This window comes from Mycolicibacter virginiensis (assembly GCF_022374935.2).
Taxonomy (GTDB): Bacteria; Actinomycetota; Actinomycetes; order Mycobacteriales; family Mycobacteriaceae; genus Mycobacterium; species Mycobacterium virginiense.
Window position 1 is genome coordinate 4473601 of the sequence record NZ_CP092430.2, and the last position, 19397, is coordinate 4492997.

Sequence of the window (19397 nt, forward strand, 5' to 3'; positions counted from 1 at the left end):
GGGGTGCCCACCGTCGACGTCGACCGCGAAGCCGCCCGCGAAGCGGCCGAACGCGAGCTGGCAAAACCGATGTACCCGCGGCCGTCGCCCAAGCAGCAGTTCCTCGACTTCATCGAGACGCTGGTACGGCGGTTGGTGCTCAAGGGTGCGGAGTTGCCCGGCGGATGGTTCACCATCAGCGTGTTGCTGATCGTCCTCGCGGCGGCCGTGGTGGCCGCCGTCCACGTCAGCCGTCGCATGCTGCACGACGGCCACCGCGGCGATCCGTTGTACGGCGCAACACAGCTCAGCGCCGCCGAACATCGCGCCGCCGCGCAACTGCATGCCGCAGCGGGCGATTGGGTCGAGGCGATCCGGCACCGCCTGCGGGCCGTGGCTCGCGGGCTCGAGGAGAACGGGGTCTTGCATCCCGCCACGGGCCGCACCGCCACCGAACTGGCCCGCGACGCCGGTGCGGCGCTACCCGCCCTGGCCGGTGAGCTGTTCCGGGCCGCCGAGACGTTCAACGACGTCAACTACGGCGAGCTGCCCGCCACCCCGGAGGGATATCGGATCGTCACAGAACTCGATGAGCGGGTGCAGGCCACAACACAGGCTCGGCAGTACCGATGACGACCAGGCGGCGGACATGGCTGTGGGTCGCGGCGGCCTTGGCCGTGATCGTGGCGGTTTCGGCGGTGGGCGCCTACCTGACCACACCGCGGCCGGGCGGCCGAATGGATCCCGATGCCACCGGCCCCGAGGGTGCGCACGCATTGGTGACACTGCTGCGTCACCGTGGGGTCGAGGTTGTGCCCGCCGCAACCGTCGATGACGTTGCCCTGCAGGCACGTCCCGACACGTTGGTCTTGGTGGCCCAGACCCCGCGCATCGCCGGCAACGAGCTGATGAACCGGCTGGCCGATCTGCCCGGCGACCTGCTTCTGGTGGCACCGGACGCCCTGGCCCGCAAGGCCCTCGCGTCCGGCATTCGGTCCGGCCCCGCACGGGCGTACACCCACCAGCCCGATTGCGGCCTGCGCGAGGCGCAACGGGCCGGAGCCGTCGACCTGCGCACCACTGCGACCTATGTTGCAACCAAAGGCCATTCACTGGAAAGCTGCTACGACGGTGCCCTAGTGCGCTACCGCGACGGCAAGCGGACCATCACCGTGATCGGCAGCGAGACGTTCATGACCAACGCCGACCTGGCCCGGGAAGGCAACGCCGCGCTGGCTATGAACCTTGCCGGCACCTCCGATCGCCTGATCTGGTATGCGCCCCAACATATTCAAGGCGCAAAATCAGGGAAAGCCGCGATTGCCGGCCTGATCCCACCGAACCTACGATGGCTGTTCTGGCAACTGTGTGTGGCACTGGCCCTGGCCGCCATTTGGAAGGGCCGCCGACTCGGCCCCCTGGTCGCCGAACAATTACCCGTCGTCGTCCGCGCATCGGAGACCGTCGAAGGGCTCGGCCGGCTCTACCGCTCGCACCGGGCCCGCGATCGAGCAGCCGCCGCCCTGCGCACTGCCGCCCTGCGCCGACTGGCTCCGCGCCTGGGGTTGGGCCCGGGACCCGAACCGCCCGCGTTGGTCGCGGCAGTGTCGACACGCATTGGGGCGCACCCCGACTGGTTGTGGAACTTGCTGTTCGGTCCGCCTCCGGAATCCGACGAAGCCCTGATCGCCCTGGCCCACGCACTCGACGACATCGAAAGGCAGGTCACCCACTCGTGACTCACACTCCCGCAGAGAATCCGGCCGCTGCCGCAGCCCGCGATGCATTGCTGGCGTTGCGCAGCGAAGTCGCCAAGGTAGTGGTCGGCCAGGACGCTGTGGTCAGCGGCCTGGTGATCGCGCTGTTGTGCCGCGGCCATGTACTACTCGAAGGTGTTCCAGGCGTGGCGAAAACACTGCTGGTCCGAACTCTGAGCGCCGCGTTGCGGTTGGACTTCAAACGGGTCCAGTTCACCCCGGACCTGATGCCCGGAGACATCACCGGCTCGCTGGTCTACGACACCCACACCGCGGAGTTCGTGTTCCGGCCCGGACCGGTCTTCACCAATCTGCTGCTGGCCGACGAGATCAACCGGACCCCGCCCAAGACCCAGGCCGCGCTACTGGAGGCGATGGAGGAAGGTCAGGTCAGCGTCGACGGCGCGGCCAAGCCGCTGCCCGACCCGTTCATCGTTGCCGCCACCGCCAACCCCATCGAGTACGAGGGCACCTACCGGCTGCCGGAGGCTCAGCTCGACCGATTCCTGCTCAAGTTGACTGTGCCGCTGCCGGTACGCGAAGCCGAGATCGACATCTTGGCTCGGCATGCGCAGGGCTTCGATCCGCACGACCTGTCCGCGGTGGCCCAGGTGGCCGGCGCACAGGATCTGGCGGCCGGGCGTGCCGCGGTGCGCCAGGTGCTGGTGGCCGACCAGGTGCTGGGCTACATCGTCGACGTGGTGGCGGCGACCCGGCACTCGCCCGCCTTACAGCTGGGTGTCTCACCGCGCGGTGCGACCGCGTTGCTCGCCACCTCGCGGTCGTGGGCGTGGCTGTCCGGGCGCAATTACGTGACGCCCGACGACGTCAAGTCGATGGCTCGCGCCACGCTGCGGCACCGGGTGATGTTGCGCCCGGAGGCCGAACTCGAAGGCGCCACCGCCGACGGCGTTCTCGACAGCATCCTGGCCTCGGTTCCGGTGCCGCGCTGGTGATTCTGACCGGTCGTGCCGCGCTGATCGCACTGCTCTGCGCCGTGCCGATCACGCTGGCCCCTTGGCCGGCGGCCGCCTTCGCGCTGCTGCTGGCTGGGCTCTCCGCGGCAGTGCTGCTCGACGTCGCGTTGACGACAGATCCCGCCGCGCTGCACATCGACCGGTCCATGGACAACGCGATACGGCTCGGCCAGACGATCACGACCACGTTGTGGATCGTCAACGGCAGCCGCCCATTCCGCGGTCAGATCCGTGATGCCTGGTCGCCCAGCGCCTGCGCCACACCGCGCTCGCATCCGCTGGAGCTGGCGGCCGGTCAGCTATCCCGAGTGGTCACCGAGCTACGGCCGATCCGCCGCGGCGACCAGCAGGCCGCCCGGGTCACGGTGCGCTCGATCGGCCCGCTGGGACTGGCCGGGCGGCAGCGCTCTCGGCAGGTGCCGGGGCAGGTGCGGGTGCTTCCGCCCTTCTTGTCCCGCCGGCACCTGCCGGCACGGCTGGCCCGGCTACGGGAGGTCGACGGGAATCTTCCGGCACTGGTACGCGGCCAGGGCAGCGAATTCGACTCGCTGCGCGAATACGTCGCCGGCGACGACGTGCGCTCGATCGATTGGCGCGCCACCGCACGGCGCTCCGAGGTGGTGGTGCGCACCTGGCGTCCCGAACGGGACCGGCGGGTCGTCATCGTGCTCGACACCGGACGCACGGCGGCCGGCCGGATCGGGGTAGACCCCACCGCACGCGATCCCGCGGGCTGGCCGCGCCTGGACTGGTCGATGGATGCGGCACTGTTGCTGGCGGCATTGGCATTACGCGCCGGCGATCACGTCGATCTGCTCGCCCATGATCAAGTGACCCGCGCCGGGGTATTCGGGGCATCGAGGACTCGGCTGTTCGCTCAACTGGTCGACGCGATGGCGCCACTGCAGCCGGCGCTGGTCGAATCCGATGCCGCGGCGATGCTGGCCACCTTGTCCCGACGGGCGCGCCGAGGCAACCTCGTTGTGCTGTTGACCGATCTCAACCCCTCCGCCCTGGAAGAGGGCCTGCTACCGGTGTTGCCGAATCTGACCGCGGCCCACCAGGTGATCCTCGCGGCGGTTGCCGATCCCCGAGTGGAACGGCTGGCCCAGGGACGCGGCGACGCGGCCGCGGTCTATGACGCCGGCGCCGCCGAGCGGGCCCGCAATGACCGCCGCGCGATGGCGGCCCGATTACGTCGCAGCGGCGTGCAGGTGATCGACGCCCCGCCCGAGGATCTGGCGCCGGCGCTGGCCGATGCCTATCTGGCGATGAAGGCCGCCGGGCGGCTCTGATCGCGGGGCTTGCAGGACGGGGCTAGCCGGTGGGGACGACATCGGGGGCATCGGCGATGTCACCGGTTTCGTCGGCGGCCACCGCTTTGCGCCCGAAGTACACGACGTAGGCCAGAAACGCGACCTCCACTGCGGCCCCGATGCCGATCCGCAGCCACGTCGGCAGCGGCGATGGGGTCACCACCGCCTCGAGCAGGCCGGCCACGGCGAACACCACGACCAACCCTACGGCGACCGCGACGACGGCGCGGCCCTGTTCGGCGAGTGCCTGCGCGCGGGGCCGATCGCCCGGGGCGATCACGGTCCAGCCCAGGCGCATGCCCACCGCGCCGGCCAAGAACACCGCTGTCAGCTCCAGTAGCCCGTGCGGGGCAAGCAGTCCCAGCATGAAGCCGCCCCGGCCGGCGTGGAACATCAACCCGAGTCCCAAGCCGAGGTTGGCCGCGTTGGAGAACAACAGCGCCGGGATCGGCAGGCCCAGCAGCACGGAGAACGCAATGGCGCGAGCGGCCACCCAGGCGTTGTTCACCCAGACCTGCAGCGCGAAGGATCCGGCCGGGTGATCGCTGTAATAGGCGGCGAAGTCGTGGTTGACCAACCGGTCGATCTCGGCGGGGGTGCCGATCACCGCCTGCACGTCGGCGTTGCCGGCCACCCAGCAGGCGATGACCGCCGACACCGCCAGGAACACCACGGCGGTGCCCAGCCACCACCGCCAGGCGCGGTAGGCAACCACCGGAAACGACACCGTCACGAAGCGGACGAATTCCGAGGCCAACGGCGCATGGGCACCGGTTACCGCGGCACGCGCCCGCGCCACCAGCGCGGAAAGTCGGCCGATCAGCGCTGCGTCCGAAGATGACGAGCGCACCACCGAAAGATGGGTGGACACACGCTGATAGAGGTCGACCAGCTCGTCGACCTCTGCGCCGGCGAGCCGCCGCCGATTCTTGACCAGTGTCTCCAGCCGGTCCCAGGTCGGTCGATGGGTCAGCACGAAGGCGTCGACATCCACGTCGCCGAGCGTAGCGAGGACTGCGAGCACGGCGAAGCCGGGCGACGCAGGTCCGCGCGCCAACAGGCACAGCGAGGACTGCGAGCACGGCGAAGCCGGGCGACGCAGGTCCACGCCAACAGGCACAGCGAGGACTGCGAGCACGGCGAAGCCGGGCGATACAGATCTGGCGGCCCGGCCGCGAGCGCCTCGATGTGACCTGTTCGGCGAGTAGCGTCTGAGCTATGGCGAACCGCAGCCCCGAGCTGGTGACCGGCGACGCCGTCGTCCTCGACATCGCGATCGCGCAGCTGCCGGTGCGCGCGGTCAGCGCGCTGATCGACATCACCGTCGTGATCGTGGGATACCTGTGCGCGATCGTGCTGTGGGCCACCACGCTCGGCCGGTTCGACGACGCGTTGACCACGGCCATCATGATCATCTTCGCGGTGCTGCTCTTGGTCGGTTATCCGGTCATCATGGAGACCGTCACCCGGGGCCGGTCGCTGGGCAAGATGGCGATGGGGCTGCGGGTGGTGTCCGATGACGGCGGCCCGGAACGCTTCCGGCAGGCACTCTTTCGGGCGCTGGCCTCAGTAGTCGAGATCTGGGCTTTGACCGGCAGTCCGGCGGTGATCTGCAGCCTGCTGTCACCGCGCGGAAAACGCCTGGGCGATATCTTCGCCGGCACGGTGGTGATCAGCGAACGGGCCCCGGCCTCGACGCCGCCGCCCATGATGCCGCCGGGGCTGGCCTGGTGGGCCTCGACGTTGCAGTTGTCGGGCCTGCGGGCCGAATCCGCCGAACTGGCACGGCAGTTCCTTGGCCGGGCCGCACAGCTCGACCCGCATACCCGGCAGATGATGGCCTACCGAATCTCCGGTGACGTGCTCGCGCACATCTCACCACCACCGCCCCCGGATGCTCCGCCCGAGCTGGTGCTGGCGGCCGTGCTGGCCGAACGGCATCAGCGCGAGCTGGCGCGGTTTCAGGTCATGCCGCCCGGGCCGTATTTCCCGCCGCCTCCGGCGCCGTGGCCGCCATCGAATACTGGCGGATTCCTCCCCCCGAGCTAGCCGACCAAGCCCTTGCACCCTGGCGGTCAAACGACCGGCAGGGCTTCCGCCGGCGATGGCGCTGACGCTTCCGATTCCGTTCGGCATTGTCCCGACCGTCCCTCGGCCGGCCCGACGTTATCGTTGCATCTCGATAGTTCTCGATATATCGTTAGTGTATCGGGAGCGAATCGCGCTCCCCCTTCCCAAGCAAAGAGGTACGCATGAACAGCCCCTTTGGTCCGCCCGGTGGACCCTTCACAGAAGATGCCGAACACCACGTCGGGTTCGGTTTCGGCCCCGCGACGCCACACCAGCGCCGCGCGGCACACATCGCGCGCCGGCAGGCCCGGCGCGAGTTTCGCAGGCAGTTGCGCGACCACGCCGCCGAGCACTGCGCGCCGTTCGGCTTCGGTCCGGGCCACGAGGCCGTCGGCCCCGGATTCGGCCCGGATTTCCGGCACGGATTTGGTCCGGGGTTCGGCCCTGGTTTCGGACCGGGCGGTCCGGGCTTCGGTTTCGGCTTCGGCCCGGGCGGGCACCGTGGACACCGGCGCGGCAATCGCGGCCGGCGCGGCGATGTGCGGCTCGCCATCCTGGCCCTGCTGGCCGAGGGCCCGATGCACGGCTACGAGATCATTCAGCAGATCGCCGAGCGCAGCCAGCAGCTGTGGCGTCCCAGCCCCGGATCGGTCTACCCGACCTTGCAGATGCTGGTCGATGAAGGCCTGATCACCGGCACCGAAACTGACGGCAAGAAGCGCCTTTTCGAATTGACCGAAGAAGGTCGCGGGGTCGCCGAGACGATCGAGACCCCGCCGTGGGAACAGATCGCCGACGGCGCCGACCCGGGGCAGATCAACCTGCGCACCGCGACCGGCCAGCTGTTCGGTGCCGTCGCACAGGCCGGCCAGGCAGCCACGCCAGAGCAGCAGCAGCGCATCGTCGACATCATCAACAGCGCCCGCAAGGAGATCTACGGGATCCTCGGGGAAACCGACTGAGTCTGACCGTGCGGGTCAACAGTGACGAAGGACCCGATGCATCGCGGTCTTTTCGTTCGATGAAACCCACAGTCCGTAAGCGGTTTTGACCGTGATCTGACGGGCGACGAATTCGCATTCGAACGCGGCGTTCGCCGGCAGCCAGCCGGCGGCGTCGCGGAATGCTTTGTCGAAGTTGGCTTGAGCACTGACCGCGAGCAGGTTGCGCGGATCGTTGGCGAAATCGCGGCGGCGCCTGTCGTCCCAGGTTCGCGCTCCCTTATACCAGGCGTCGGCCAGCGAGACGAGATGGTCGACCTGCACGGCCTCGGACGTCTCGGGGCCACGGGCAAAGGCGATGGCCTCTCCGGAGTACGGGTCGTGCAGGATGCCACGCTGCACCAGGCAGGTGCCCCGTCGCAGTTCGATCTGAGTCAGGTCGCGGCGCAGGATGTCGTCGCGGGTATTGCAGCCGTTGTGGCCGAATTCGACGTCGACGTCGTCACTCCACCGCTCGCCGAATCGGTAGCGCTTGAAGTCCTTCTCGCGATCCCAGCCCTTGACCGGCAGCGCTTCGAGCAGGCGGCGGGCGTCGTCATAGCCCGGATCCAGCGGCGCTGCGCTCGGCGTCGGCGGCGTCGGAGGCGGCGAGGGCCCCGACGGCTGCGTGAACCACTCGGCCTGCTGCCACCACGCCCAGCCGACAACGGCCACCACGACCAGCGCAACCAACGCGCCGGGCAGCACCCGCCTGCGTGCGGCCATTCTCAGGGCAGCTCGACCCAGTCCAGCGTGCGCTGCACGGCCTTTCGCCACCCGGCATAGCCTTCGGCACGCTGCTCATCCGACCAGTTCGGGGTCCAGCGCCGGTCTTCGCGCCAATTGGCGCGAAGGTCGTCGGGCCCCTTCCAGAAACCGACGCCCAATCCGGCCGCATACGCCGCGCCCAGTGCGGTGGTTTCGGCCACCACCGGTTTGACCACGTCCACCCCGAGCACGTCGGCCTGGATCTGCATACATAGATCATTGGCGGTGATACCGCCGTCGACCTTCAAAACCCCAAGGTGCACACCGGAATCGGCTTCCATAGCCTCGGCCACATCGCGGCTCTGGTAACAGATCGCCTCCAGCGTGGCCCGGGCCAGATGCGCGTTAGTGTTGAAGCGGGACAGCCCCACGACCGCGCCACGCGCATCCGAACGCCAGTACGGCGCGAACAACCCCGAGAACGCCGGCACGAAGTACATCCCGCCGTTGTCGGAGACCTGCCGGGCCAGGCTCTCGACCTGTGTGGCGCCGCTGATGATGCCCAGCTGGTCGCGCAACCACTGCACCGCAGAACCGGTGACCGCGATCGAGCCCTCCAGCGCATACACGGGCTTGGCATCGCCGAACTGGTAGCAGACCGTGGTCAACAATCCGTTGTTGGAGCGGACGATCTGCTCACCGGTGTTGAGCAGCAAGAAGTTTCCCGTGCCGTAGGTGTTTTTCGCCTCACCCGCCGACAAGCACACCTGGCCGACCATGGCGCTCTGCTGATCGCCCAGGATGCCGGCGATCGGCACCTCGCCACGCAACGGTCCGGTGCTCGCGGTGACCGCATGCCGGCGTCGCGTCGACGACGCCGTGATGCGCGGCAGCATCGCCTTGGGGATCGAGAACAACGCCAGCAGTTCGTCGTCCCAATCCAGGGTCTCGAGGTTCATCAGCATGGTGCGGCTGGCGTTGGTGACGTCGGTCAGGTGCGCGCCGCCGCGCGGCCCCCCGGTCAGGTTCCACAGCACCCAGCTGTCGCAGGTGCCGAACAGCGCGTCGCCACGTTCGGCGTCGGCGCGCACCCCCTCGACGTTGTCGAGAATCCACTGCAGTTTGCCGCCGGAAAAGTAGGTGGCCGGCGGCAAGCCGGCCTTGCGCCGGATCACCTCCCCATGGCCGTCGCGCTCCAGGGCCGCGGCGATAGCGTCGGTTCGGGTGTCCTGCCAGACGATCGCGTTGTGGTAAGGCTGGCCGGTCTTGCGGTTCCACACCACCGTCGTCTCGCGCTGGTTGGCGATGCCAAGCGCCGCCAGATCCGACGCGTGCAGCTTGGTGGTGTTGAGCGCCGAGACCAGCACCGCGGCGGTGTGGTTCCACAATTCGAACGGATCGTGTTCCACCCAGCCGGCTCGCGGCAGGATCTGCTCGTGTTCGAGCTGATGGCGGCCCACCTCTGCACCGTCATGGTCGAAGATGATGCAGCGAGTGCTGGTGGTGCCCTGGTCGATCGACGCGACGAAATCGGCCAAGTCTGACTCCTGTCCATACCGGTGCCGGTCGGTGCCGCGTCCATCATCGCCCACCTGGTCCGATCGGGTGGCGCTACACGGCAGGATCGCGACTCCCGGGCAGGTCAGTCCACAAAATTAGACATTCTTCACGAAGCCATCAGACGCTATTCATTCACTCGGGCGCATATTTCGATGTATTGCGAGTACATCTCGTGTTGGTGAACAAACGGTGTCGGAACGCCGCCGATGTCTGTGCCCCCAGAAGCCGCCGTGGCCGACCGCGTGCAGGTCAGAACTGAATCGGAGAAGACATGGACGTCGTCCTCGGTGTGGCACTTGCGTCGAGCGCGCCCACCACGATCCACACCGTACTGCTCTGCGGAGAACGCGGGGACGGCGTCACGCTGGAAGAACTCAGCATTGACGTGCCTTCCGACGACTCCTCCGAGTTCGCTGCCGTCGACGCGTTGATCGCGGCGATCCTGCGGGCGCGTGACGCCGCGGACTCGGCCGGTCTTCACCTGGTGTCGACCGGCGTGACGGTGACCGATCCGCTAGACGCGGCAGCACTGAGTTCACGGCTTTCCAGCGGTGCCCTCGAGGGTTTGGAGAACGTGGCACTGGTCTCCCCGGTGCTTGCGGCGGCAAGCTTGGCCCACAACCTGGGACAGACGGTCGGCTGCGACCAGATGGGGCTGCTGTCCGTCGAGGCGTCGACCGCGACACTGGCCATGGTCGACTGCACCGACGGCACCATCACCCGGATCTTTCGGCAAGCCCTCGATGACGGCGACGCCACCGCCGCGGTCGATACGGTCGCCGAGCAGCTCAACGCCGCCCACACGGCTCCGGACGGTCTGTTTCTGATCTGCGCCGAGGGCGATTCGACCGCGTTGCGGCCGCGACTGGAAGCGACGGTCGACCACGAGGTGTGTGAACCCGCGGAGCCGCGCGCCGCGCTGGCCCGCGGCGCGGCACTTGCCTCTGCCCGCCTGGTCGGTGTCGAGGAGGAGGCCGCCGCGCTGGCCTACACACAAGAACCCGCATCCGGTGCTGTCGGGCCCTGCTACTACGACATCCCCGGCTTTGACGCCGACGATCTGGCCTACAGCGCAGTGCCCGACGAAGACGCCGAGGCGGCCACCGAGATCTTCGAACCGGTGGGCCACCCGCCTCGCCGTCCGCTGCTGGTGGCCGGCGCGGCGTTGGCGTCTGCCGCGTTTGCCGCAGCGTCGGCGCTGATGGTGGCCATGACGCTGGACATCACTCCCAACCTGGTGGCGCTGCGGCCGGATCTGGGGCGCGCGCTGACCATTCCGCACCGGGCTCCGAATCTTCAGGTGCCCGCCACCGAGCCGTTCGGGGGACAACCGCCGGTGATGGGGCAGGCACCGGCGGACTCGATTCCGCTGCCGCCGTTGAGCCTGCCGTCGGTGCCCGACCTTCCGGCGGCGGTGCCGCTGGGTGCCCCGGCGCCCGATCTGCCGGCTCCACAGGCGGTGGCGGCCGGGGCCAGCACCGGGCCGTTGTTCGTTCCCGCCCCGATCTTCGGTCCGCCGTTGCCCATCCACCCGCCGGCGGCGCACACGCCCTCGCCCTTCGTGTTAGCGCCGCTTCCGCAGCCTGCCCCGCACCGGCCCGTCCTGTCGGGGATGCCCGATCTGTCATTCCTGTGGGGATTGCCCGGCAAGAAGCCGACGGCACCTGCCCCGCCGGTGGTCAAGCCCCAACCGCCCGAGGTCAAGCCCGAACCCCCGGTGGTCAAGCCCACGCCGCCCGTCGAGCTCCCCAATCCCCCGGTGGTCAAGCCCGATCCGCCGATCGTGAAGCCCCATCCGCCGGTGGTGAAGCCGAACCCGCCGATCGAGCTTCCCGATCCACCGGTCGTGAAGCCCAATCCCCCGGTGGTCAAACCCGAAATCCCGGTGGTCAAACCCGAAATCCCGGTGGTCAAACCCAACCCACCGGTGGTCAAACCCGAAATCCCGGTGGTCAAACCCAACCCACCGGTGGTGAAACTGCCGGACCCGCCGGTTCAGGTCCCGGACCTTCCCGTCATCAACCCGAACCCGGGTATTCAGCTGCCGGAGCTGCCGGTCAAGGTTCCCGACGCACCCGCCATCAACCCCACCCCGGGAATTCAGTTGCCGAATCTGCCGATTCAGCTGCCGAATTCAGGGCCCCCGGCCGGACTTCCGGTTCCCGAGGCGCCTTCGCTGCCGTTGCTGCCCGCACCGCAAGCGCCTTCGCTGCCGTTGCTGCCCGCACCGCAAGCGCCTTCGCTGCCGTCGCTGCCCGCACCCAAGGCACCGTCGCTGCCGTCGTTCACCGCACCGCAGGCACCGTCGCTGCCCTCGCTGCCGGCACCCAAAGCACCGTCGCTGCCCTCACTGCCCGCACCGAGCGCTCCCTCCATGCCCAATCTGGGTGGTGGCCTGTTCGGCGGCGGCAAGCCGGGCGGAATCTTCGGTGGCGGCAAGCCCGGCGGCGGCCTGTTCGGCGGCGGGGGTGGTGGCGGACTCTTCGGCGGTGGGGGCGGCGGCCTGTTCGGCGGCGGAGGCAAGGGCCTGTTCGGCCACTAGCGTTTGCCGAGAACAGCCTTCACCCGCCGTCCGGCGCAGCGGCTAACGCCGTGGCGAGCACCTGCACGTCATCCTCGGTGGTGTCGACGTGCGGTGAGATACGCAGCACGGGCACGATCAGCTCGAGCGGTGCGCGTTCGACTCCGGCTGCGGTGGTGACGATCCCGTGCTCGGTGATCAGCCATGCCCGCACCGCCACCGGATCGGTACCCGGGGGCGGTACCAAGGTGGTGATCGCGCTCGGCTCGTCGAGCGGTTCCACCACCCGCCAGCCGGGTAGCTGAGCCAGCACCCGTCGGCTCCGGGCACCCACGCCGGCCAGCGCAGCGCGAACCGCCACCGGCCCGGCCGCCAAATGTTCCCCCAGCGCAACCGAGAACCCCAGCTGCGCCGCGACGTTGATGTCACCGGCCTCCGGCCCGGGCTCCGACAGTTCGGCCAACGCCGGCCGCAGCGCCAGCGCCCCGACACCGCGCGGTCCGGCAAGCCACTTGCGTGACGACGAATAGACGGCTTCGGCGCCCACGGCACAGTCGATCTGCCCCAGGGCCTGCGCCGCGTCGACAACCAGTGGAACGCCGAGCCCGCGGCAGATATCCGCCATCTGCGCCAAGGGCTGTACCAGCCCGCGGTGACTGCCTACTGGGGTCAGGTGCACAAGGCTCGGCGGGTCGGTGGCTAGTGCGGTCGCCGTCTCATCAAGCACCAGGCGGCCGGTGTCGTCCACCGGCAGCAGCCGCCGGCTGAACCCGTGCGCCGCCATCACCGCCAGATTCGGGCCGTACTCGCCAGGCAGGCAGGCTATGGTGCGCTGCGCCCCCGGCCATCGGGACAGCAGTAGATCCAGCGCATTTCGCGACCCGGTGGTGAATACCACGTCGGCGTCGGCCATGCCGGTCAAGGCCGCGAATGCGGCCCGCCCGGCATCCAGTACCGGCGCGGCCGCCTCGGCGACGACGTAGCCACCGACCTCGGCTTCGTGACGGGCGTGGCGGGCTGCGGCGTCCAGTGCCGCGTAGCTCTGCCGTGAACAGGCCGCACTGTCCAGGTGCAGCCCGGCAACCGGTGGGCGCGCGGCGCGCCAGCTGTCAGCGAGGCTCATTTGATGGCGAGCGACAGGCCGAAATCGCCTGCCGCGTCGGTCCACCACCGTCGGCGCCGCAGACCCGCTGCGGCCAGTTCGTCGGCCACCTGCTCCGGCCGGAATTTGCAGGACACCTCGGTCAGCATCTCCTCGCCGGCTGCGAAATCGACAGCCAGATCCAGCGCACCGACCACGACATGCTGGGCGCGACCGGCCCGCAGCCACATCTCGATGCGCTGTTCCGCCGAATTCCAGCGCGCCACATGGGCGAACTCGTCCAGGTCGAAGTCGGCGTCGAGTTCACGATTCACCACCGCGAGCACGTTACGGTTGAACGCCGCGGTCACCCCGGCCGCATCGTCGTAGGCACGCACCAGCCTGCCGGTGTCTTTGACCAGATCGGTCCCCAGCAACAGACCATCACCGTCGTGCATGACTGCGGCGAGGTCGGCCAGGAAATCGGCGCGTGGACCCGGCGTCAGGTTGCCGATGGTCGATCCCAGGAACACGAACAGCCGCCTGCCACCATCGGGGATCTGCCCCAGATGGTGCTCGAAGTCGCCGCAGACACCGTCCACCCGCACGCCGGGATAGTCACCGGAAATCGCCTCCCCCGCCGTTTCCAGCACCCCGGCGTCCACGTCGAACGGGATGAATCGGCGCAGCGTCCCGGCGTCCTGCAGTGCGTCGAGCAGCATCCGGGTCTTTTCCGAGGTGCCGCTGCCCAGTTCGACCAAGGTGTCCGCACCCGACAGCGCCGCCACCTCGCCCGAATGTGCCCGCAGGATCTCCGCCTCGGCGCGGGTCGGGTAATACTCGGGCAGCCGGGTGATCCGGTCGAACAGCTCGCTGCCGACATCGTCGTAGAACCACTTGGGCGGCAAGGACTTCGGGTGCTGCGCCAGCCCGTGGCGGACATCGGCCCGCAGCGCGGTGCGCGCAGCATCGGCGGCCAGGTGATTGGCGATGGTGACCCCCGTCATCGGGTCACGCCCAAGGCGGTGACACGGACTTCTCCGTCGTGCACATCCACCAGGTGGCAATCCGGGATATCCACCCAGCGTGGGTCGTCGTCGTAGGGCTCACTGGCCAGCACCACACCGTCGGCACCGTGCAACATCGACAAGGTATCCCCCCAGGTCGTCGCCAACATCCGGGAACCGTTGGCGGCCACTATGTTCAGCCGTGCTTGCGGATCGGCCGCACCGACCTCCGGGATCACCTCACCCAGCGAGTCCACCCCGCGGGCAAAGATCGCCGCGGCCAGTACGGCACTGTCGCAGACCGATTCGGCACGATCTGTAGTAGTCAGAACTTCGCGGTTCACCACGCCGTTGTGCGAGAGCAGCCAACTGCCGTCGGTGAACGGCGCGGTGGCGCTGGCCTCAATGGGCATCCCGACGGTCGCCGACCGCACCGCGGCCACCACGCAGTGGCTGGCCAGCACCGGGGCGATCGAGGCGAACGACCCGTCACTCCACAGCGGTGCCGCGCTGCGCCACCGGCGAGGCACCCCGCCGTTGGCGGCATCGAAAAATCCTGCGCCCCAACCGTCTGCGTTGAGCAAACCGTGCTGCTGCCGGCGCGGAGCATACGACTGCACCAGCAGCCCCTGTGGCGGTTCCAGCATCAGCTCGGCCAATGACCGCGGCCGACCCAGCCAGCCCAGGTGCCGGCACATCAGGCGTCCCAGGCCAGTCGGACACCGGCGAAGATCTGCCGCCGATAGGGGTGGTCCCAGTTACGAAAGCTCGGCCGCAGGATCTCGCGGGCGACCGCCCACGAGCCACCGCGAAGCACCCGGTAGTCGCCGCCGAAGAACGGCTCCGAATAGCGTTGGTAGATCATCGGAGAAAAGCCCGGCCACGGTTGCAGGGGCGAACTCGTCCACTCCCAGACATCGCCGAGGAGTTGTTGGGCGCCATAGGCCGACGCTCCGTCCGGGTAGGCCCCGACCGGCGCCGGTCGCAGCGCTGCACCGCCCAGGTTGGCCACCTCGGCCGACGGATCGGTGCCGCCCCAGGGATAGCGGCGTCGCGCGCCGATGACCGGATCCCAGGCGCAGGCCTTCTCCCATTCGATCTCGGTGGGCAGCCGGGCCCCGGCCCATTCCGCGTATGCCTGCGCCTCGAAGTAACTGATGTGTTGCACCGGCTCGTCGTCGGGGAGAGCCTCGACGTGACCGAACCTGACCCGGGATCGATGATCGGGGCCCCAGAACTCCGGCGCCGTCAATCCCGCTTGCAGACAGTGGCGCCAGCCCCGTTCGCTCCACCAACGAGGTTGCCGATAGCCGCCGTCGTCGATGAATCCCCGCCATTCGCGGTTGGTCACCGGCACCCGGCCGATCCGGAACGCCGCCACATCGATGTAGTGCGCGGGGCGCTCGTTGTCGAGCGAGAAGGGCTCATCGCCGGCATCAACGCCGAGCACGAATTCACCGCCCGGTACCAGCACCGAGGTTCCTGCCAGGTCGGGCCGCCCGGCGGGCAGACCGTCGCCGACGCCGAGCAGCGGTGGGCCGACACGTAGGTTCAGCGCCTGCAGCATGGTCTCGTCGTGCTGGTGTTCATGGCTGAGCACCAAGCCGAACACGAACCCGTCCCCCGGGTCGTCAGGCAGGGTCTCCAGCTTGTCGAAAACTTTGGAACGCACGGTGGCGCAATACTTCCGGGCCTGCTCAGGCGCCAACAGCGGCAGGTCGACGCGGCTGGCCCGGGGATGGATGAAGGCGTCGTAGAGGCCCTCGACATCGGAAGGCAGCAAGCCGGGGCGCACCGGGTCCCCATCGCGCAGCAGCCACAGCTCCTCCTGCTGACCGATATGAGCCAGGTCCCACACCAGTGGACTCATCAGCGGGTCGTACTGGCGGTGCAGCTCCACGTCGTCGAAATCGACGAGCGTCAGCGTGCGCTGCCGCGCCCGGGCCAGGTCGCGGGCCAACATCTCGGATGTCGTCATAACTGTCTGCGCGCCAATCGAGTCACCATCGCCGCGGCATCGGACCGGGTCACTTCGTCGGTGACGTCGTCGGCCGGGCAGCGACCTCGTTCGACCATGCCGACCAGCCGTTCCATCCCGTCACGCAGGGATACTGGTGCCCGATCCGCGACCAGTCCAACACAGCATCCGGCTGCCGCATGCAGCCGCGGGTCGGCCAGGCCGATCCGGGCGGCGACGTCCCAGGCGGTGGCGACGGGAGCGACGGCGTCGGCGGCGCTGTCGGCGACGACCGGGTCGTCGAGCAGGGTGGCCAGGGTGAAAACCAGTGCCGGCCAGAGGGTGTCGTCGACACTGTCGAGATAGCGGATCTCCAGCCATCCGCGTGGCCGTACCGGCGGAAACAGTGTGGTCAGGTGGTAGTCGAGGTCTTTGACCCCGGCGCGGCGATCGCCGAGCCGCACCCGCCCGTCGGCCCAGTCGGCGAACGGCACGTAGCGGCTGACCGGAATCGCTTCGGGAGTGTGCACCAGCATGACAGGCGCTTTGAGCGCGTACCGCGCCCAGTCGGTGGCGGGGTCGGTGCCGTCCAGGCCGAGGACGGGACCACAGCGCGCCGAGTCCAACCGGCTCCATACCCGCTGGCGGGTGGAGCGCCATCCAGAGAACTCCCCGGCCAGCAATGGGGAATTCGCGGCGATCGCGACCATCGTCGGGCCCAGCGCGTGGGCCAGCCGCACTCGGTCGGCCCAACCGGAACGCGTACCGGCATCCAGGTTGAGCTGGACCGACGCCGTCGCTGTCATCATCGCCGCACCGGCCGAACCGGTGTGGCTGGCGGCGAAGAACTGTTCCATGGCCGCGTAACGCTCGCCGGGGTTGACCCGCTCCGTGGGCCGCAGCGGGTCGGCGCCCAGCTGTACCAGCCCCAGGCCGGCATCGGCGAACGCCGCCCGCAGCACCGCCTGGTCGGCCGCCATCGCGTCGATCGCGGCGAGGGCATCGGTCAGCGGCGGACCGGAGAGCTCGACGGCGCCGCCGGGTTCGACCGTGACGACACTGCCGCCCGGCAAGGCCGGCAGGGACCGCAGCACGTCACCGATCTCGGCCCAGCCGGGCCGGCGGTGCGGGTCGGTCGGGTCGAAGCAGTGTGCCTCGATCTCCAGACCCACGCGGCCGTGCGGGGCGTCGGTGAGACATCGTTCGGTGATGTAGTCGGCGGCGTCGGCGGCACCGGACAGCTCGGGGCCGCCCAGGCAAGACTCATCTCCGCGGGACAGTTGCGTCGCCGCGGCGAACCCCATATCAACCCCTCCGCCCGTCGATCTTCCCGACGCTACCGGAGAGGGGCGACAAGCGGACCGATGATTACTGACCTAGGGAGTTCTGCATCGCCCCTGCCAGCACGTTCACCGCGGGGCCGGCGTTACCGGTCTGGCAGACCTTGGCCTGCAGCAAGACGTTGGCCCGCAGCCGGGTCTGGGTGAAACAGCGCCGGTCGGTGCCGGCCTCCTGCTTGGTCCAAGCCTCGTCCGTGGCCGTGGCCGGCCCGCCGCTGAACTCCCAGACCTGGGTGGCTCCGGTGTCCAGATGCATCGCGGTGGTGCGGCCCGAACAGCCGCCGGTCCGGTCCACGACACGGTGGAATGCCGCGGTGGCAGCATCGTTGGTGGCGAACACCCCCACCACCTGCTTGACGAAGTGGCCCTGATCGGTGGCCGAGGTCTGGGTGACGGCGCTGTTGAACGACGCCAGGTCGGGATCGTTGTAGACCTCGGGCAGTCCGATGTCGGCCCAGTTGTTACATGCCGGGTCGTCGACCCAGTAGGCCTGGTACGGCTGGCCGGAGACGGCTTCGAAGCCCATCGGGGCGCCGACGATGTTGCCGACCGATCCCTTGGGCAGCACCGCGTAGGAGACCACGCCGGGTTCGGAGGGCCCGGCGGTCGCGACCGCTGCACCGGCAGCGACCAGTCCCAGTCCCGCCAGCAGAGTCGCGGCGGCACGCCGGCCGTCAGGCAAGGTTGGCCCGCACCCCGGCCTCCACCGCGCGACCCAGGTCCGGGTCCACGTTGCGCCAGTACTCGAACACCCGGGACAGCACCGGCTCGGTGACTCCGGCCGATACATGCCCAATAATATTGGCGGCCAACCGCTTCCGCGCGTCGTCGTCGAGGACATCGCGGACTAGGGTCCGGGCCTGGCTGAAGTCGTCGTCGTCGGGGCGCAGCGTGTAGGCGGAGCGCACCATGTCCCCGTCGGCGTGCCAGCGCACTTCGGCGGCACGGGCCGGGTCAGCCTTGGGACCGCCCATCGAGTTCGGCGCGTACACCGGGTCCGTCGCATTGACGAACCGCATGGCGCCGTCCTTGGAGTAGCTGTGCACCTCGGATTTCGGTGCGTTGACCGGCAATTGACTGTAGTTCGTCCCGATCCGGGCCCGATGGGCGTCGGCGTAGGAGAAACCTCGAGCCAGCAACATCTTGTCCGGGCTCAAACCGGTGCCCGGCACCATGTTGTTGGGCTGGAACGCCGCCTGCTCGATCTCACTGTGATAGTCGCTGACATTGCGGTCCAGGGTCAGCTTGCCGACGTCGATCAGCGGGTAGTCGGCGTGCGGCCACACCTTGGTCAGATCAAAGGGGTTGTAGCGGTAGGTCTTTGCCTCCTCGAACGGCATGATCTGCATCTTCAGCGTCCAACTCGGGTACTCACCGCGCTCGATCGCCTCGTACAGGTCCCGCTGGTGGTAGTCGGCATCGACGCCGGCCAACCGGTCGGCCTCATCCTGGGCGAGGAACTCCACGCCCTGGTCGCTGATGAAGTGGTACTTGACCCAGAAGATCTCTCCGGCGGCGTTGATCCAACTGTAGGTGTGACTGGAATAGCCGTTCATGTGGCGCCAGTTCTTCGGGATGCCCCGATCCCCCATCAACCAGGTGACCTGGTGGGCCGACTCCGGCGTGAGGCTCCAGAAGTCCCACTGCATGTTGTGGTCGCGCAGATTGCTGGCCGCGCGACGCTTCTGCGAGCGGATGAAGTGTTGGAACTTCAACGGATCGCGCATGAAGAAGACCGGGGTGTTGTTGCCAACCAGGTCGAAGTTGCCCTCAGAGGTGTAGAACTTCGTCGCGAAACCGCGCGGGTCCCGCCAGGTGTCTGGGCTGCCGCGCTCACCGGCGACGGTGGAGAACCTCGTCAGCGTCTCGGTCTTGGCGCCCGGTGCAAACACCGCGGCCCTGGTGTATTTGGTGACGTCCGCGGTGACCTCGAAGTGCCCAAATGCCCCACCGCCCTTGGCGTGCGGCTGACGTTCGGGGGTGCGCTCCCGGTTGAACATCGCCATCTGTTCGATCAGATAGTGGTCCTGCAACAGGATGGGGCCGTCCGGGCCGATCGTCAGCGATTCACCGTCGCTGGGCGCCGGGATTCCGGCATCGGTGGTGGTGTGGTGCTCGGTCATCTACCTGTCTCCTCTTGCACT

The 19397-nt window shown here is 68.7% G+C and carries 17 protein-coding genes; 7 read left to right on the forward strand and 10 right to left on the reverse strand.

Annotated elements, in window-relative coordinates; genetic code table 11:
• The first annotated feature begins 3 nt into the window (after positions 1 to 3).
• Genes MJO54_RS21620 through MJO54_RS21635 form a run of 4 tightly spaced genes read left to right on the forward strand, consistent with a single transcriptional unit; the run spans position 4 to position 4008 of the window.
• Positions 4 to 612: a DUF4129 domain-containing protein gene (locus MJO54_RS21620; RefSeq protein ID WP_046285068.1), complete on the forward strand. Its 609-nt coding sequence runs from the start codon at positions 4 to 6 to the stop codon at positions 610 to 612.
• Positions 609 to 1718, forward strand: a complete 1110-nt coding sequence (locus MJO54_RS21625; protein WP_046285069.1) for a DUF4350 domain-containing protein — start codon at positions 609 to 611, stop codon at positions 1716 to 1718. The genes MJO54_RS21620 and MJO54_RS21625 overlap by 4 nt, the downstream gene beginning before the upstream one ends.
• Positions 1715 to 2692: an AAA family ATPase gene (locus MJO54_RS21630; RefSeq protein ID WP_046285070.1), complete on the forward strand. Its 978-nt coding sequence runs from the start codon at positions 1715 to 1717 to the stop codon at positions 2690 to 2692. The genes MJO54_RS21625 and MJO54_RS21630 overlap by 4 nt, the downstream gene beginning before the upstream one ends.
• Positions 2689 to 4008, forward strand: coding sequence for a DUF58 domain-containing protein (locus MJO54_RS21635; protein ID WP_046285071.1), 1320 nt, complete (start codon positions 2689 to 2691; stop codon positions 4006 to 4008). The genes MJO54_RS21630 and MJO54_RS21635 overlap by 4 nt, the downstream gene beginning before the upstream one ends.
• A 22-nt stretch (positions 4009 to 4030) precedes the next feature.
• On the opposite strand, the gene MJO54_RS21640 is transcribed toward MJO54_RS21635, so the two are convergent.
• Positions 4031 to 5023, reverse strand: a complete 993-nt coding sequence (locus MJO54_RS21640; protein ID WP_046285072.1) for a stage II sporulation protein M — start codon at positions 5021 to 5023, stop codon at positions 4031 to 4033.
• A gap of 224 nt (positions 5024 to 5247) precedes the next feature.
• Between MJO54_RS21640 and MJO54_RS21645 the strand changes: the two genes are divergently transcribed.
• Together MJO54_RS21645 and MJO54_RS21650 are read left to right on the forward strand one after the other, a co-directional pair.
• The gene (locus MJO54_RS21645) at positions 5248 to 6078 is read left to right on the forward strand and encodes an RDD family protein (RefSeq protein WP_105295165.1); all 831 of its coding nucleotides are present in this window, start codon (positions 5248 to 5250) and stop codon (positions 6076 to 6078) included.
• A 203-nt stretch (positions 6079 to 6281) separates the two neighbouring features.
• On the forward strand, positions 6282 to 7061 hold the full coding sequence (locus MJO54_RS21650; protein ID WP_046282732.1) for a PadR family transcriptional regulator: 780 nt from the start codon (positions 6282 to 6284) through the stop codon (positions 7059 to 7061).
• A gap of 15 nt (positions 7062 to 7076) precedes the next feature.
• Here MJO54_RS21650 and MJO54_RS21655 read toward each other — a convergent pair whose 3' ends face one another.
• Both MJO54_RS21655 and glpK read right to left on the reverse strand, forming a co-directional pair.
• The gene (locus tag MJO54_RS21655; RefSeq protein WP_240175428.1) at positions 7077 to 7787 is read right to left on the reverse strand and encodes an HNH endonuclease family protein; all 711 of its coding nucleotides are present in this window, start codon (positions 7785 to 7787) and stop codon (positions 7077 to 7079) included.
• Between the two features lie 20 nt (positions 7788 to 7807).
• Positions 7808 to 9325, reverse strand: a complete 1518-nt coding sequence (glpK, locus tag MJO54_RS21660) for a glycerol kinase GlpK (protein ID WP_046282751.1) — start codon at positions 9323 to 9325, stop codon at positions 7808 to 7810.
• Positions 9326 to 9618: 293 nt separating this feature from the next.
• Here glpK and MJO54_RS21665 point away from each other — a divergent pair, with 293 nt between their 5' ends.
• Positions 9619 to 11889 carry a DUF7159 family protein gene (locus tag MJO54_RS21665; protein ID WP_105295163.1) on the forward strand — a complete coding sequence of 757 codons (2271 nt, stop codon included), beginning with the start codon at positions 9619 to 9621 and terminating at the stop codon, positions 11887 to 11889.
• Between the two features lie 19 nt (positions 11890 to 11908).
• Here the strand turns inward: MJO54_RS21665 and egtE are convergent, their stop codons facing one another.
• From egtE to MJO54_RS21700, 7 genes are all read right to left on the reverse strand, one after another.
• The gene (egtE, locus tag MJO54_RS21670; RefSeq protein WP_105295162.1) at positions 11909 to 12991 is read right to left on the reverse strand and encodes an ergothioneine biosynthesis PLP-dependent enzyme EgtE; all 1083 of its coding nucleotides are present in this window, start codon (positions 12989 to 12991) and stop codon (positions 11909 to 11911) included.
• Positions 12988 to 13956 (reverse strand): L-histidine N(alpha)-methyltransferase, encoded by a 969-nt coding sequence (gene egtD, locus MJO54_RS21675; RefSeq protein ID WP_105295161.1) that lies wholly within the window; start codon positions 13954 to 13956, stop codon positions 12988 to 12990. Before egtD ends, egtE begins: the two co-directional genes overlap by 4 nt.
• Positions 13953 to 14654 (reverse strand): ergothioneine biosynthesis protein EgtC, encoded by a 702-nt coding sequence (gene egtC, locus MJO54_RS21680; protein ID WP_105295160.1) that lies wholly within the window; start codon positions 14652 to 14654, stop codon positions 13953 to 13955. Before egtC ends, egtD begins: the two co-directional genes overlap by 4 nt.
• Positions 14654 to 15934 (reverse strand): ergothioneine biosynthesis protein EgtB, encoded by a 1281-nt coding sequence (gene egtB, locus MJO54_RS21685; RefSeq protein WP_105295159.1) that lies wholly within the window; start codon positions 15932 to 15934, stop codon positions 14654 to 14656. The genes egtC and egtB overlap by 1 nt, the downstream gene beginning before the upstream one ends.
• Positions 15931 to 17217 carry an ergothioneine biosynthesis glutamate--cysteine ligase EgtA gene (gene egtA, locus MJO54_RS21690; protein ID WP_105295158.1) on the reverse strand — a complete coding sequence of 429 codons (1287 nt, stop codon included), beginning with the start codon at positions 17215 to 17217 and terminating at the stop codon, positions 15931 to 15933. The genes egtB and egtA overlap by 4 nt, the downstream gene beginning before the upstream one ends.
• Before the next feature lie 64 nt (positions 17218 to 17281).
• A complete protein-coding gene (locus tag MJO54_RS21695; RefSeq protein WP_234821537.1) occupies positions 17282 to 17935 on the reverse strand; it encodes a sensor domain-containing protein in 654 nt (217 codons plus the stop codon).
• Positions 17928 to 19376, reverse strand: a complete 1449-nt coding sequence (locus tag MJO54_RS21700) for a catalase (RefSeq protein ID WP_046282724.1) — start codon at positions 19374 to 19376, stop codon at positions 17928 to 17930. Before MJO54_RS21700 ends, MJO54_RS21695 begins: the two co-directional genes overlap by 8 nt.
• Positions 19377 to 19397: the final 21 nt, after the last annotated feature.

Excerpts from the sequence above, each read along its gene's own strand:
- MJO54_RS21700 (WP_046282724.1), bottom strand. The coding sequence starts at position 19,376 with ATGACCGAGCACCACACCACCACCGATGCCGGAATCCCGGCGCCCAGC.
- egtB (WP_105295159.1), bottom strand. The coding sequence starts at position 15,934 with ATGACGACATCCGAGATGTTGGCCCGCGACCTGGCCCGGGCGCGGCAG.
- egtC (WP_105295160.1), bottom strand. The coding sequence starts at position 14,654 with ATGTGCCGGCACCTGGGCTGGCTGGGTCGGCCGCGGTCATTGGCCGAG.
- egtA (WP_105295158.1), bottom strand. The coding sequence starts at position 17,217 with ATGGGGTTCGCCGCGGCGACGCAACTGTCCCGCGGAGATGAGTCTTGC.
- MJO54_RS21665 (WP_105295163.1), top strand. The coding sequence starts at position 9,619 with ATGGACGTCGTCCTCGGTGTGGCACTTGCGTCGAGCGCGCCCACCACG.
- egtD (WP_105295161.1), bottom strand. The coding sequence starts at position 13,956 with ATGACGGGGGTCACCATCGCCAATCACCTGGCCGCCGATGCTGCGCGC.
- egtE (WP_105295162.1), bottom strand. The coding sequence starts at position 12,991 with ATGAGCCTCGCTGACAGCTGGCGCGCCGCGCGCCCACCGGTTGCCGGG.
- MJO54_RS21625 (WP_046285069.1), top strand. The coding sequence starts at position 609 with ATGACGACCAGGCGGCGGACATGGCTGTGGGTCGCGGCGGCCTTGGCC.
- MJO54_RS21650 (WP_046282732.1), top strand. The coding sequence starts at position 6,282 with ATGAACAGCCCCTTTGGTCCGCCCGGTGGACCCTTCACAGAAGATGCC.
- MJO54_RS21645 (WP_105295165.1), top strand. The coding sequence starts at position 5,248 with ATGGCGAACCGCAGCCCCGAGCTGGTGACCGGCGACGCCGTCGTCCTC.